This window comes from Bradyrhizobium sp. USDA 376, from assembly GCF_054063675.1.
Window position 1 is genome coordinate 1,599,261 of sequence record NZ_JBSSGN010000001.1, and the last position, 13,008, is coordinate 1,612,268.

Annotated in this window: 13 protein-coding genes and 1 pseudogene; 5 read left to right on the top strand and 9 right to left on the bottom strand. The window is 63.5% G+C overall.

Annotated elements, in window-relative coordinates; genetic code table 11:
- Positions 1–102 precede the first annotated feature (102 nt).
- Positions 103–1,665, bottom strand: a complete 1,563-nt coding sequence (locus tag ACVJ19_RS07435; protein WP_453949559.1) for an adenylate/guanylate cyclase domain-containing protein — start codon at positions 1,663–1,665, stop codon at positions 103–105.
- Between the two features lie 190 nt (positions 1,666–1,855).
- On the opposite strand from ACVJ19_RS07435, the gene ACVJ19_RS07440 reads away from it, so the two are divergent.
- Positions 1,856–2,947: an enolase C-terminal domain-like protein gene (locus tag ACVJ19_RS07440; protein ID WP_453949558.1), complete on the top strand. Its 1,092-nt coding sequence runs from the start codon at positions 1,856–1,858 to the stop codon at positions 2,945–2,947.
- A gap of 37 nt (positions 2,948–2,984) precedes the next feature.
- On the opposite strand, the gene ACVJ19_RS07445 is transcribed toward ACVJ19_RS07440, so the two are convergent.
- Positions 2,985–3,407: a RidA family protein gene (locus ACVJ19_RS07445; protein WP_453949557.1), complete on the bottom strand. Its 423-nt coding sequence runs from the start codon at positions 3,405–3,407 to the stop codon at positions 2,985–2,987.
- A gap of 225 nt (positions 3,408–3,632) precedes the next feature.
- Between ACVJ19_RS07445 and ACVJ19_RS07450 the strand changes: the two genes are divergently transcribed.
- Entirely contained in the window at positions 3,633–4,100 is a 468-nt protein-coding gene (locus ACVJ19_RS07450; protein ID WP_453949555.1) for an NUDIX hydrolase, read from the top strand.
- Between the two features lie 12 nt (positions 4,101–4,112).
- Here the strand turns inward: ACVJ19_RS07450 and ACVJ19_RS07455 are convergent, their stop codons facing one another.
- Positions 4,113–4,355 carry a hypothetical protein gene (locus ACVJ19_RS07455; RefSeq protein ID WP_453949554.1) on the bottom strand — a complete coding sequence of 81 codons (243 nt, stop codon included), beginning with the start codon at positions 4,353–4,355 and terminating at the stop codon, positions 4,113–4,115.
- A gap of 14 nt (positions 4,356–4,369) precedes the next feature.
- Positions 4,370–4,867 (bottom strand): L-2-amino-thiazoline-4-carboxylic acid hydrolase, encoded by a 498-nt coding sequence (locus tag ACVJ19_RS07460; RefSeq protein WP_453949553.1) that lies wholly within the window; start codon positions 4,865–4,867, stop codon positions 4,370–4,372.
- A 276-nt stretch (positions 4,868–5,143) separates the two neighbouring features.
- Here ACVJ19_RS07460 and ACVJ19_RS07465 point away from each other — a divergent pair, with 276 nt between their 5' ends.
- A complete protein-coding gene (locus ACVJ19_RS07465; protein ID WP_453949552.1) occupies positions 5,144–5,668 on the top strand; it encodes a DUF4440 domain-containing protein in 525 nt (174 codons plus the stop codon).
- Positions 5,669–5,734: 66 nt separating this feature from the next.
- Here the strand turns inward: ACVJ19_RS07465 and ACVJ19_RS07470 are convergent.
- The 5 genes and pseudogenes from ACVJ19_RS07470 to ACVJ19_RS07490 all read right to left on the bottom strand — a co-directional run.
- A pseudogene (locus ACVJ19_RS07470) lies at positions 5,735–5,920 on the bottom strand (acyl-CoA acyltransferase); the annotation flags it as partial.
- 9 nt (positions 5,921–5,929) lie between these two features.
- Positions 5,930–7,069, bottom strand: coding sequence for a homoserine O-succinyltransferase MetA (gene metA / locus ACVJ19_RS07475; RefSeq protein ID WP_453949551.1), 1,140 nt, complete (start codon positions 7,067–7,069; stop codon positions 5,930–5,932).
- Positions 7,066–8,367 (bottom strand): O-acetylhomoserine aminocarboxypropyltransferase/cysteine synthase family protein, encoded by a 1,302-nt coding sequence (locus tag ACVJ19_RS07480; RefSeq protein WP_453949550.1) that lies wholly within the window; start codon positions 8,365–8,367, stop codon positions 7,066–7,068. Before ACVJ19_RS07480 ends, metA begins: the two co-directional genes overlap by 4 nt.
- Before the next feature lie 32 nt (positions 8,368–8,399).
- A complete protein-coding gene (locus tag ACVJ19_RS07485) occupies positions 8,400–9,404 on the bottom strand; it encodes an amino acid--[acyl-carrier-protein] ligase (protein WP_453949549.1) in 1,005 nt (334 codons plus the stop codon).
- Between the two features lie 27 nt (positions 9,405–9,431).
- Positions 9,432–10,658 (bottom strand): acyl-CoA dehydrogenase family protein, encoded by a 1,227-nt coding sequence (locus ACVJ19_RS07490; RefSeq protein ID WP_453949548.1) that lies wholly within the window; start codon positions 10,656–10,658, stop codon positions 9,432–9,434.
- A 234-nt stretch (positions 10,659–10,892) separates the two neighbouring features.
- On the opposite strand from ACVJ19_RS07490, the gene ACVJ19_RS07495 reads away from it, so the two are divergent.
- A complete protein-coding gene (locus tag ACVJ19_RS07495) occupies positions 10,893–11,162 on the top strand; it encodes a phosphopantetheine-binding protein (protein WP_453955129.1) in 270 nt (89 codons plus the stop codon).
- Positions 11,159–12,988 carry a long-chain-acyl-CoA synthetase gene (locus ACVJ19_RS07500; protein ID WP_453949547.1) on the top strand — a complete coding sequence of 610 codons (1,830 nt, stop codon included), beginning with the start codon at positions 11,159–11,161 and terminating at the stop codon, positions 12,986–12,988. The genes ACVJ19_RS07495 and ACVJ19_RS07500 overlap by 4 nt, the downstream gene beginning before the upstream one ends.
- The last annotated feature ends 20 nt before the right edge of the window (positions 12,989–13,008 follow it).

Below are 13,008 nucleotides of genomic sequence, written 5' to 3' on the forward strand. Positions count from 1 at the left end.
ATGCGTTATGAGAGGTCCGCGCTTACCCTCCCCTGGAGGGTAAGAGAGAGCGCCACGCTGCACGCTCTCTCGAGAGACACTATTCAAGTCTGATCGCCCCCCTCACGCCGGCTTGAGCGAGGCCAGCGCGTTCTCGAGCAGCGAGCGCACGCGCGCGGCGTCGCCCGACTTCACCATGGCCGGGTCGAGATAAAGTTCGAGCCCCGGCGCGCGCTCGGTGATGATCCCGCTCTTTTCCGCCGCGGCATCGTTCAGCGCGTCGACCGAATAGGGAATGACCTCGCGGCTGATGCCCTTCATCGTGATCGCCGGCAGTGCGTGGGCGCGGACGATGTCGCTGACGAGCGCGAAGGTCTCGTAGCTCAACACGATGCCGCCGGGCTCGGCGATCGATTGCAGGCGCGCGGCGAGGTTCGCTTCGGCACCGATGATGGTGTAGTCCATGCGGTCGGTGCTGCCGAAATTGCCGACATTGCAATAGCCGGAATTGATGCCCATGCGCGAACGGAACGGCTGCTCGATGCCGGAGGCCCGCCATTTCCCGTTGAGCTCGGCAAGGCGCTGCTGCATGCGCCAGGCCATCTGCAGACAGGCCTGCGCGTCGGCGCGGTCGCCCCTGGTCTCGGGGTCGCCGAAGAAGATCAGCATGGCATCGCCGATGAACTTGTCGACGGTGCCGCCATATTCGAGGGCGATCGCCGACATCTCGGTGAAATACTCGTTGAGGAGCTGGGTCAACTGCTCCGGCTGCAGCCGCTCCGCGGTCGCCGTGAAATTCTGGATGTCGGAGAAGAAGATGGTGAGCTTCTTGCGCTCGGTGTGGATGGTGACGTCCTTCTGGCCCGAGAAGATGCTCTTGTAGACCTGCGGCGGGATGTAGCGCGAGATCTTCATCGACAGCGAGGCCAGGAAGTCGTTGGCGGATTCGAGCTCCTTGTTCATGCCCTTGATGCGGCGCGCCTGGCGGCGCTGCAGCGAGAGGAACGACAGGCCGCTGCCGGCGGCGATCAGGAAATAGGCCAGCAGGAACTTGAACGAGAAGATGTTGGCGGCGATCGGCTGGGCGATGATCACCTCCTGGATGCCTCTGACATCCCCGACCTTCCAGTCCTTCTTCGGGCTCTCGGGGTGGCTGTTGTGGCAGCTCACGCAGGCCGGCCCCATGGTAACCGGCGCAACCAGGCGGACCTTGTCGGAGAACAGCGAGGTCTCGGTCTCCACGATCTTCTGCTCGGGATCCTTGCGCAGCGTATCCAGCGCGTCCTTCTCGAACTTGTCGAGCTGGTGCGGGGCGCGGTTCTGGAACGGGAAGTCCGAGACGAAGCGATAGGTGATGTTCTCCTGCTGGGCGCCGATCACCCGGCCGAGTTCGAGCGACAGCGTCGCCGGGATCGGGATCGCGCCGGGGACGGATTCGTAATTGTGCACGACCCTGGTCGTGCCGTTCGGGTTGGCGAGCACCCGCCCGACCACATTGGTCGCGTAATAGCTGCGCACGCTCGTGATCACCGAATTGAGATCGGCGGCCTGCCGGCGCAGCGCGGTCTTGGAGAGCTCGGTCAGGTCCAGCCACACCGCGAGCGGCAGAGCGAGCAGCAGGAAAGCGATCGCCGCCCCGGTCAGGACGCCGCTCTTGCGCTGTTCTTCGGAGATCTCTTGTTTCACCCTGTGGCTCCGTTGTGTCCGATTTTGTCGCAGATCACGTGGATTTTCGGCACAGCCTGCGGCGTCACAGAGCCAACAAAAGCAGGCCCGCGCAACCCCATTTTATAGTGGTCGCTTCAGGTGCCTTTTCGTTTCATGACGAATGTTTAAGATCGCCATCAACCTGCGTTGATCAACCGGAACCAGTGCCATGACCGAGACCATCCGCATCAAGCGCTTTATCGCGCGGCCCGTGATCGTGCCGATGAACCTGCCGCTCCAGACCTCGACCGGGGCGGTCGCCAGGGCGCCGCTGGTGCTGATCGACTGCGAGACCGACCAGGGGGCGGTGGGGCATGCCTACCTGTTCTCGATCACGCCGTCGGCCTTGAAACCGCTGACAGCGATGGTCACGGAGATGTCAGAGCTCGTCGCCGGCGACGAGCTGCTGCCGTTCGAGATCGAGCGCAAGCTGACCCAGCGCTTCACCCTGCTGGGCCTTGCCGGCCTGCAGCGGCTGGCGCAATCCGGCATCGACATGGCGGCATGGGACGCGCTCGCCCGCAGCAAAGGACTGCCGCTGGCGCGCCTGCTTGGCGGCGCACCGAAACCGGTCAGGGCCTACAATTCGAAGGGCCTCGGCATCATGCCGGCGGGCGCCGCGGTTGAGGAGGCGCACAAGCTGCTGGCCGAGGGTTTTCACGCCGCAAAAATCCGCGTCGGCCGGCCCGATGCGCGCGAGGACCTCGCCGTGGTGCGGGCGGTACGCAAGGCCGTCGGCGACGAGGTGACACTGATGTGCGACTACAACCAGGCGCTCACGGTCACCGAGGCGATCCGCCGCGGCGAGATGCTCGACGACGAGGGCCTTACCTGGATCGAGGAACCGATCCGCCACGACGATTATGCCGGGAACGCCCGCATTGCGGATGCGCTGCGGACGCCGGTCCAGATCGGCGAGAATTTTGATAGCGCGTTTGCGATGCAGTCCGCACTGTCGGCGGAAGCCTGCGACTACGTCATGCCCGACGTGCAGCGCATCGGCGGAGTCACCGGCTGGCTCCGCGCCGCTGCGCTGGCACACGCCGCCGGCATCGAGATGTCGACGCATCTGTTCTCGGAAGTGAGCGCGCATCTGCTCTGTGTGACGCCGACGGCGCACTGGCTGGAATATGTCGATTGGGCCGATGCGGTGCTGGCGAGCCGGCTGAAGATCAAGGACGGCTTTGCGCTGCCGAGCGAGGAGCCGGGCAACGGGATCGCGTGGGACGAGGCGGCGGTCGCCAAATATCTCGTTACATAAGGCCGCCTGTCGCCGCGTCGATCACCGATCGACGGGCCTACGACCGAACAGCGGCAATCATGTTCAGCTCGACCGGCGCCCCTCGCGGCAACTCGGCGACGCCGACGGACGTGCGCGTGTGACGACCGCGATCGCCGAGGCGCTCGATCAGCCGGTCGGAGGCACCGTTCATGACTTGCGACTGCTGGGTAAATCCAGGCGCCGAGGCGACGTATCCCACGAGTTGCAGGACCTGGACGATCCTGTCCTCTCCGCCTGTGGCGTGGTTGATGGCGGCAATGCAGAGATCAGCGCAGAGCGCCGCAGCTTCTTGTGCGGCCACGATATCGACACCTGCGCCGACCTTGCCCGCATACAGCAGGTCTTCGCCGCGACGCGGAAGCTGACCGCTAACATACGCAATCCCACCATGGATGATCACCGGCAGGTAGTTGCCGCCGGGCTTGTTCACGCTGCTCATCTCGCCAACCTGTCTTCCTTTTGCATCCGGCGAAGCGACACATGTCGCCGAACGCCACAATCTCGATTTCACCACGCCCGTCGCCGCGATGGATGACCGGACAATGGCAGGCAGGACGTCACGGATCAAGGCTGCGAAGCTTTTGCATGCTTGAAAGCGATCCAGGCCCGGCAACACTCGCCTGCGCGCATTGCGCAGCCGCGGCGAGCACGATAACGATCTTCCATGACCACATGGCGCCCTCATCCCCACATCCGCGTCGTCGCGATCGGCCTGCACTGGCGCGACGGACGGCTGCTGGCGGCCGAGGTTCGCGACGATGCGGGCCGGATCAAGGGCGTACGTCCGCTCGGCGGCGAGATCGAATTCGGCGAGAGCTGGCGGGCTGCCCTGGTGCGGGAATTCAACGAAGAGCTTGGCATCGACGTCACCATCACCGGCGAGCCCTTGATGCTGGAGAACATTTTCGTGCACGAGGGATCGACCGGCCACGAGGTGATGTTCATCGCCGAGGTCGGGTTTCCGGAAGGCGCTTTCGCCGGCCGGGACCACATCGATTTCCGGGAGGACAACGGAGAAGAGATCGTCGCGCGCTGGTTCGACCTTGTCGATCTCGACGTGGTCGGCGGGCCGAGCCTCTATCCGACCGGTTTGAAGGACTTGCTGCTCGGGCTGAGGAACAAGCCCACATGACGGGCGCGATGCCTACCACGCCTCCGCACCCGGGATCTTCTTCCGCACTGCCATACGCTGGATCCAGATGCAGCGGCGGACGGATCTGTTGGAGCGGCCGACGGCGGATATGCCCTCGCCGGCCTGGAGCAGCGGCGCCACGTTTTCGCGCAAGCTGCGGCAGCGCTGGAGCTCGGCCTGCCAGTCGATGATCGCGGCGTGCGCGTTCGGCGCGACCAGTGTCAGCAGGGCCACGGCAAGACAGCTCGCCCGCATGATCCACATTCCCCTCACTGTGATCCGCCTTCATCGCGCCGGTAGCGGAAGTCGCAATGAGACGCGCCCTGCATGATGGTCTGCGTGCGCGTGAGCCTGATGTCAGGACCAAAACCTTCCGCGGTCGCAAAGTCCGCGGTGCAGATCAGGAGAAAGCCGAGCTCGGGCTCGCCGAGCGCCTTGTAGAACTCGGCATAGGCGCAACGCGTCACGTCGAACGCGAAGGCGTCCGCGGTCTGTTCGATCACGTCATAGGCGAGCGCATCGTCGCGGGCATAGGTCCTGAAGGCCGACGACACGGCCTTGCCGAGATCGGCTTCGTTGTTCGCAGTGTTGTTCGCAGTATTCTTGGCCTTCCAGAACTCCTCGCCGAAGCCGCGATAGAGATCGCCGAGCGCCTTGCGCACCAGCGCGTTGGCACGGGCCTCGCCGAGCTCGGCCTGGAGCGCCTTGACCAGCGGCACCAGCACCTGGGCCTGGATTTTTGCTTGCTCGATGACGGACACGCTCATGGACAGCCTCGTTTCCGGAAGCAGATTGTAGCCCGAATGGTGCGTGGCGTAACCCGGGTTTCGTGCCAGTGACGAGATCCCCGGATTGCGCGGAGCCTGTCATCGGGCGGCGCATCGCGCCGACCCGTTGCCTCCATCCAGGCGACGCGACAGTCGCGAGACCGTGATTTAGCGGCGAGCGCCGATCGCACGTTCCTGAAAACCCGGCGCGGCGATCTATGGTATGACGTGCATCATTCAAAATATTCGCCGGTTTTCCTAGAAAGAAGGGTGAAGATGACACGTTCCCGGAAGTTTTCAGGCTCCCTCAAGCCGCGGCCCCGTGCACGGCGCCGACATGCTGCGGCGCTTGCCGCGCCGCTGTTTCTCGCGGCGGCGTTCTGGCCGGCCGGGCCTGCGCTGGCCGCGGCAAACGATGCGGAGGCACGAATCATCTTCGAGAAGTTCATTGCCGCACAGAATGCGCACAACGCGGACGATGTGAAGGCCCTGCTCTGGAATTCGCCGGGCGCGCTGTTGTTTGCGAGAGGCATCGAGACCAGGGGCCGTGATGCAATCGCCGCCCGCTTCAAGACCTACTACGAGGGCACCTGGCACCTCGACCCCGACATGTCGAAATTCCACGTTGCCGTGGTCTCGAACGAGGTCATGCAGGTCCTGGTGCCAATCGTCTTCACGCGCAGCCTTGCGGGCAAGCCGCCGCAGCAAAATACATTTCTGATCAGCCAGACCTACGTTCTGGATGCGAACGGCTGGCACGTCGCTTCGATCATGCCAATTGCGAACACGGAACTGAAATAGCCGGGATCCAGTCACGGCCCGTAGATCACCAGCTCGGAGTCCGACAGGTCGGCAAGCCGGGGGAGCACCGACGGGTCCCTGGTCGTGCTCGAGCATATAGCCAAAGCGCGGAAAGCTGTCGGGCGTATCGCGCGCAGACAAGCGCCTGAGTCCGTCGATCCAGTAGTCGCGCGAGCGTATTGGAAAGCCCTTTGTCAGAAGATCGGCGACGGCGTCGAGATCGGCTGTTCCTATCTCACGGCACCGGATCATGATCCAGACTCACTCGTTGTATCCGAGCCGCCTCATGGTCCCCGGGTTTGGCGATCGCGCCAGGCGAGCGGATCGAGCGGCAACCAACTTGCGTCCGTGGCGACGTGGCGGAATTCCGGCTGCAGCGAGAGCTGCTTCTCGCACCGAGCGTGAGCGTCGCTGCGAGACGATATAGCGCAACCAGTTGCGGTATATCCGATGGGCCGGAAGACGCCAGACGTTGCTCAGGTCCTTGGCCAGCTGATCGACCGGAAAATCGGCAAAAAGCTCCGGGCTTCTGTTGGAAAGGGCCTTCTGTCGGAAAGCGATCAGGATCTTTTCCGCGTCCTCGTTCAGATAGCCCTTCGGTATCGTCGGACAGACTTCGTTCTCGCCCCGGAGGAAACGCCCGATATCCCTTCGAAATTCACCCAGCAGGCTCTGGGTTTCGTATTCCGGGTGGCCCTGGAAATGGACGAAAAAGCTGTTCTTCTGCTGCTTGACGAAGCAGTCGACGCCGGCCTCCGCCGACCAGGTGAGAACCGAGTATCCGCAGTCCGAGAGATCCTCCTCTTGCACCTCATTCCAACGGGCGTGCGGTATCCGGAAGGTCCTCGGCACATCCTGCATCAAGGGATGATGTCTCGTCTTCGTTTGAGCGAAGACACCGAAGCATTTGGCAGGCAGCTTGTGGCGCACGACGCCGTCCCGGTGCAGGACGGCGCCATGGACAGCCAGGCAGGAAAACACCGACGACACGGTGTTCTCGGTCGCCCAGTCGGCGATCTCGGTGAAGGTGTTCCAATATGGCTCTTCGGTGAGGCTGGCGGCCCTGGGTTCGGCGCCCGTCACGATCACACCATCCAGGCTCCTGTTCAGCAGATCGTCCATGCCACGGTAGTATCGACGCACGTAATCGCGCCCCCATTCCGAACGGGGCGTCGCCTCCATCGTATAGAAGTGCAGCCTGACGCAAAGTCGTCCGGCAGCCGCATCGAGCAGGTCGAACAGCTGGCGCTCGGTCGACATCAAGGCGGCATCCGACATGTTGTTGATGAGCCCGATGTCGAGACACTCCCGGCCTCCCGGCGACGCCGTCGCACAGGCGCCGCTCGGCGCTCTTGAGAAGAGGTGGTGATCGTGTGACTCGATATCGATTAAGACAGTCATCCGAATGCCTTCACGTTTGACGAAACGTTCGCGGCGCAGAGCGCCTGATCGAGATCCGCGAGGATGTCGTCGATGTGCTCAATCCCGACGCTCAACCTGATCATCTCGGGCCGCACGCCGGCTTTGCCCTGTTCTTCGACCGACATTTGCCGGTGCGTCGTCGACGCAGGGTGGCAGGCGAGCGTTTTCGCATCGCCAATGTTGACCAGCCGCTTGCAAAGCTTCAGCCGGTCGTAGAACCGCTTTCCTGCTTCGAAGCCCCCGGCGACGCCAAAGGTCAGCAGCGAACACGCTCGACCGTCCAGATATTTCTGCGTCAGCGCAAAATAGGGGCTGTCGGGAAAGCCCGCATAATTCACCCACCCGACACGGCCGTCATCGCGCAAGAATCGCGCGACCTTGGCGCCATTCTCGACGTGCCGCTCGATCCGGAGCGCGACGGTCTCGATGCCCTGGAGCAGCAGGAAAGCATTCATCGGCGCCAGCACGGCGCCGGTGGTCCTTTGCGAAACGGCGCGGCAACGCGCAATGTAGGCGGCGGCGCCGTAGCGCTCGGTGAAGACCAGTCCGTGGTACGACTTCTCCGGCTCGTTCATCATCGGAAAGCGCCGGCGATGCTCGGTCCAGGGGAATCTGCCGCTGTCGATGATGATTCCACCGAGCGTCGTGCCATGCCCGCCCATGAATTTCGTCAGCGACTCCACGACGATGTCAGCGCCGAATTCGATCGGTCTGAGCAGGATCGGTGTCGGCACGGTGTTGTCGACGATCAGGGGGACGCCGTGCCGGTGCGCGACCTCCGCCATCGCCTGGATGTCGCAGACATTTCCGGCCGGATTTCCCACGCTCTCACAGAACACCGCGCGTGTGTCGTCGTCGATCAGCCTTTCGACACTTTCCGGTCGGTCGTCTTCCGAAAAGCGGACTTCAATACCCTGCCTCGGCAGGATGTGCGCGAACAGCGTATGTGTGGTGCCATAGAGCTGCGGGATCGAGACGATATTGGAGCCCATCTCCGCGAGGTTGACGACCGCATAGTTCACCGCAGCCTGGCCACAGGCAACGCTGAGTGCTTCGATGCCGCCTTCGAGGGCGGCAACGCGCTTTTCCAGCACGGCGTTGGTTGGATTGCCGATCCGGGTATAACGGAAGCCGTCGACTTCGAGGTTGAAGAGCGCGGCTCCATGATCGGCGCTGTCGAATGCATAGGAGGCGGTCTGGTAGATCGGCACGGCAACGGCCTTCGTTGCCGGATCGTCTTCGAAGCCGCCATGGACGGCGACAGTCTCTCTTCTCATGGCAGCTGGCCCTTCGGCTCTCCGGCCCCGGGTTAGCTCCCGACTTCCTTGGCGCATCGGACCTCCTCGCTTGCTGAAGGTGCTCGGCCGTCGGTCGGCGCGAAGCCCAGCAGCTCGCGCACCGCGGTCGGCCACAGGTCGACGTCCTTGCCGTGGGTATGGAACATGGCGACGGCCAGACGATCCATTCCGAACGCCACGCAGGCCGTGTGAGCCGGCTCGGAGGCTGCATCGACGATGCCCCAGGTCGTGCCGAAATGATCCCGGTGGTAGTTGAAGCTCATGCAGGCGGTCGGCCGCTCCTCGGAGCGCAGCGGCACCAGCAGTTCAAACTTCAGCGACAGCTGCTTCTGGCTTACCGCCATCATCTGCCCGACCCGGCCAAAGAACGGGTCGTTGGCATGGTCGATCCTGAAGGTCAGCCCGAGATCTCGGGCGATCTTCTGCGCGCGCATGATCCAACGCTCCCGGAATGCCGAGACGTGATCAGCACTACCGATGCAGACGAATTCCCGCATTCGGAAGGACTGCAGCCGGTCGAGATGGCGCGACGGTTCGCGACGGAAACAGTCGGCAGCCACGTCGAAGCTCCAGCCGCCGGCCGGAACGGGCCCCCGGCTCGCCGCGATCGGATAAACCGGATAGCAGGCGGCCGGCGAAAGAACGAGATCGGCCGGCGACAGCGAGGTGGTCCAGTCACCGCCGGCATCGAAGCGGCTGACCGCCGCGTCGATCTCACTTTCCATGCCGTGCAAGCCGCAGACGCAGCCGAGGAGATTGGGAAAGCTCTTCAGGTAACCCGACCTCTCGAGCTGCGCGCGATTCATGACGGGCGGGAAACGCATCACCTCGGTGTTCGGGTCGCGATTCCGCGAGATCACCGCGGCAATCCGTTCCACCACGTCTTCGTAGAGTGCGGTGCGGCCATAGACGCCGGGCGAGCCCATCTCGTGGAACAGTGCATCGGCGAGATGGTCCAACGGATCGGCTGGAGGCGGAGTGGAGGCTGCCGGTGCTTCAACAATGGCCACTTTCATCAGGCCCTCTCCTTCTCGGAAGAAAAATCAATCGCACAGGGAATCTGGAACCGTGCTCATGAGCGTGGCGGGGCCGATATTGGCGAGGATGCGATCGTTGTTGATCATGATCGGAGCAGAAAGCACGTCTCGCAGGTGGCGGCCGATACTCACGTCGGTGTCGTTGCGGTAACCGGAGAGGCCGCAGGTGCGCATTGCGTGCATGACGGTCGCAACCGCAAGCTCGGAGGCCTCCACCTTGAGAAGATTGATCGAGGACTGGAAGTCGACGGACGACAGCGCGCGCACGTCCTGTCCACGAGCTTCATAGAACTGCAGATTTGCCGCGATGACGGCGCGCAATTTCGTCAGGGTCATCCTGGCGGCGGTGAAGTGCGCCGCGGCAGGAGGCATGTTGCCGCCCGACCCGCGAGCGGCCTTGCGGACGAAGAGCTGCGCCCGATCCACCGCGGCTGCCGCGATTCCCGCCCAGACCGAAGACCAGCACAGATGAGCGACAGGCGTCATCGTCTGCGCATGGATCTTTTCGTATGCCACCGGGAATATCTGGTCCGAAGTCCCCCGGAAATCCAGCTTGAAGCCTGCGCTGCAGGTCCCGCGCATGCCGAGCGTCTCCCACCCCAGGGTGCGCTCCAGCGTGTAATCGTCACGGGTGATGGCCAGCAGCACTTGATCGGATCCGGCAGCGGATTCGGAGCGGCGAGCGACAGTGATGATGCCGTCCGCCTCCGCGCCGTACGAAATCACCGTCGCGTCGCGCACCAGCGAAATCTCGGTTCCTGCGCGCTCCACCGCGGCCGAGCTGAAGCGGATGTTTCCGCCGTTCTGCCCTTCCGTGGTCGACGATGCCAGCAGCAGCTGCTCGGCAGCCACGCGCCGCATCAGACTTTCGTGCCACGCACTATCCGCGCCGTGGCGAACCAGGCACGCGACCTTGGTCTGATGCATCGCGAAGATCATTCCGACCGAGGCGCAGGCGCGGCCGAGCGCGTAGCACATGTCCGCGACCTCGGAGATCGCTGCGCTTTCCCCGCCGAACTCGATCGGAATCTGAGCTCCCAGAAGTCTCTCCTTCCGCGCCGCGTCGATCGCCTTCCGCGGGAAGCACGCCTCGCGATCGACCGCTTCTGCCTCCGCGGCAGCGATCTCCGCGACATTTGCCGTTCGTTGTTGGAACGAGGATTCGGCGGAAGAGAATGCGATTCGGCCGATTTCAGTGGCGCCGTTACGGAACTGAACTTCCTGCACAGTCATTGGCCAGAGCCTCCCGCTTCATGCTTGTCATGATTGGACGATGCGAGCCGGGTCCAGAAGGATTCCGATGAAGAACGACAACTAGCCCACTTCTCCCGCCGCGTCCTTGGCGCAGAAGTGGGTATCAAGAAGCTTCCGCTCCCGGGCGAGGTACCTCCGAAGCAGAGCTATTGGCCGAAAGGACAATTGGTTATCGTCGCCCTGAATGTGATCACGGCGGGGAGACCGGCTGAAATGCACCACTTTGCCGTCAATGTTCAGCACCGCGTTCTATCGGTCGTCAGGAGTGTCCTCGAGCAGAACGCGATCATCGCCGAAGTCCACCCGGAGTCGCGACTCGTGGACATCGGGCTGAGCTCGATGGGCATGGTCGAATTGATGCTCAAAGTCGAGGCCGAGTTCGATCTCATCCTGCCCCAATTCGAGATCACCCCCGAAAACTTTCAATCGGTGAAGGCGATGGAGCGGATGATTATCAACCAGCTCGGATCCGGGGCGGGATGAAGCCAGTTGAAATGCCGTCATGCTTCGAAATCCAGGCAAGCCGCACCGGACGCGACGCTCCGCGGCGCTCCGCCGCCAAGACCTGGCTGCAAGCCATCGCACTGACCGCACGGCTCGAAGCCCAGCCGCATCGTTTGTTCGCCGACCTCGTCGAGGATTGGGCTCAACGTCAGCCGGAGCGCCCCGCCTTGCTCTCGGATGGCCAATCCTTCTCTTATGGCGAACTCACGAACCGGATCAACCGCTATGCGCGTTGGGCACGGCACCTCGGCCTTCACGCCGGACGCACCGTCTGCCTGCTGGCACCGAACCGGCCGGACTACCTCGCCTGCTGGCTCGGTATCAGCAGCGTTGGCGGAACGGTGGCGCTGATCAACACCAGGCTGGTTGGCCGGTCGCTCGCTCACTGTATCGATGTCGCTCATGCAGATCACCTCATCCTCGCGACCGATTGCGCGGATGCCTTCGAGGGCGCGCGTCCCCACCTGCACCGCGTACCGAAATGCTGGAGCCTTGGCGCCGGGAATTCACGCGGCGATCTGGACGCGGCGCTCGCCGCCTTCGAGCCACGACCGCTGTCGTCCGCCGAACGTGGCCACGTCACGATCGATGGACGCGCCCTCCTCATCTACACCTCGGGCACCACAGGCTTACCGAAGGCGGCAAACGTCAGTCATCGCCGCGTTCTCGCCTGGGGTGGCTGGTTTGCGGGACTGACGGACGCCTCTATCGACGATCGTCTCTACGATTGCCTGCCGCTCCATCACTCCGTGGGTGGCGTCGCGGCTCCCTGCAGCATGCTCTGCGCGGGCGGTTCGGTTGCGATAGCGGAGAAATTTTCGGCTGGCCGCTTCTGGGACGACATCGAGCGCCTCGACTGTACCGTCTTCCAGTATATCGGCGAGCTCTGCCGCTATTTGCTGAAGGCGCCGGCATCCGAACAAGAGACGCGGCACCGGCTGCGGCTGGCTGTCGGCAACGGATTGCGCCGCGACATCTGGGAGACGTTCGCCAACCGGTTCGCCATTCCGCAGATTCTCGAATTCTACGCCGCCACCGAAGGCAATTTTTCGCTGTTCAACGTCGAGGGAAAGCCGGGCGCGGTCGGCCGGATACCGCCTTTTCTGGCGCATCGCTTTCCGACATCGATCGTCAGGGTCGATGCCGACAGCGGCCCGGTCCGTAACGACGCGGGGCTCTGCATCGCGTGCGCCCCGGGCGAGACCGGTGAGGCCGTCGGACGTATCGGCGAGGCCAATGTCGACGGCCGTCCTTTCGAGGGCTACTCGGATTCCGCCGAGACCGAGAAGAAGATCTTGCGCGACGTCTTCGTGATGGGGGATGCCTGGTTCCGCAGCGGTGACCTGATGATGCGCGACGCGCAGGGCTACTTGCACTTCATCGACCGCGTCGGCGACACCTTTCGCTGGAAGGGCGAGAACGTCGCGACCAGCGAAGTGAACGACGCAATCGCCGACTGCCCCGGCGTTCTCGACGCCTCGACTTATGGAGTTGCGGTGTCCGGGACCGACGGCCGCGCCGGCATGGCGGCCCTGGTGGCGGACCAGAATTTCGATTTCGGGATGTTCAGCGAACACCTTTCGCATCGCCTGCCGCCTTATGCAGTCCCGGCTTTCGTCAGGTTGTGCCCGTCGCTGGATACGACAGACACCTTCAGGAAGAAGAAGCAGCGATTGATCCGCGAAGGGTTCGATCCTTCGGTCGTGGACGATCCGCTCTTCGTGCGTGATCCGGCGACCGGTCACTATCGTTCGATCGACCGGGCCGTCTACGCGCGCATCGTCGGGGGCGCAATCAGGCTCTAGCATCGGCCCGGAGGCCGAAA

Coding starts and splice junctions, on each gene's coding strand:
- ACVJ19_RS07465 (WP_453949552.1), top strand. CDS start 5,144: ATGACACGTTCCCGGAAGTTTTCAGGCTCCCTCAAGCCGCGGCCCCGT.
- ACVJ19_RS07480 (WP_453949550.1), bottom strand. CDS start 8,367: ATGAGAAGAGAGACTGTCGCCGTCCATGGCGGCTTCGAAGACGATCCG.
- ACVJ19_RS07495 (WP_453955129.1), top strand. CDS start 10,893: ATGCACCACTTTGCCGTCAATGTTCAGCACCGCGTTCTATCGGTCGTC.
- ACVJ19_RS07445 (WP_453949557.1), bottom strand. CDS start 3,407: ATGAGCAGCGTGAACAAGCCCGGCGGCAACTACCTGCCGGTGATCATC.
- ACVJ19_RS07485 (WP_453949549.1), bottom strand. CDS start 9,404: ATGAAAGTGGCCATTGTTGAAGCACCGGCAGCCTCCACTCCGCCTCCA.
- metA (WP_453949551.1), bottom strand. CDS start 7,069: ATGACTGTCTTAATCGATATCGAGTCACACGATCACCACCTCTTCTCA.
- ACVJ19_RS07490 (WP_453949548.1), bottom strand. CDS start 10,658: ATGACTGTGCAGGAAGTTCAGTTCCGTAACGGCGCCACTGAAATCGGC.
- ACVJ19_RS07500 (WP_453949547.1), top strand. CDS start 11,159: ATGAAGCCAGTTGAAATGCCGTCATGCTTCGAAATCCAGGCAAGCCGC.
- ACVJ19_RS07440 (WP_453949558.1), top strand. CDS start 1,856: ATGACCGAGACCATCCGCATCAAGCGCTTTATCGCGCGGCCCGTGATC.
- ACVJ19_RS07460 (WP_453949553.1), bottom strand. CDS start 4,867: ATGAGCGTGTCCGTCATCGAGCAAGCAAAAATCCAGGCCCAGGTGCTG.
- ACVJ19_RS07450 (WP_453949555.1), top strand. CDS start 3,633: ATGACCACATGGCGCCCTCATCCCCACATCCGCGTCGTCGCGATCGGC.
- ACVJ19_RS07455 (WP_453949554.1), bottom strand. CDS start 4,355: ATGCGGGCGAGCTGTCTTGCCGTGGCCCTGCTGACACTGGTCGCGCCG.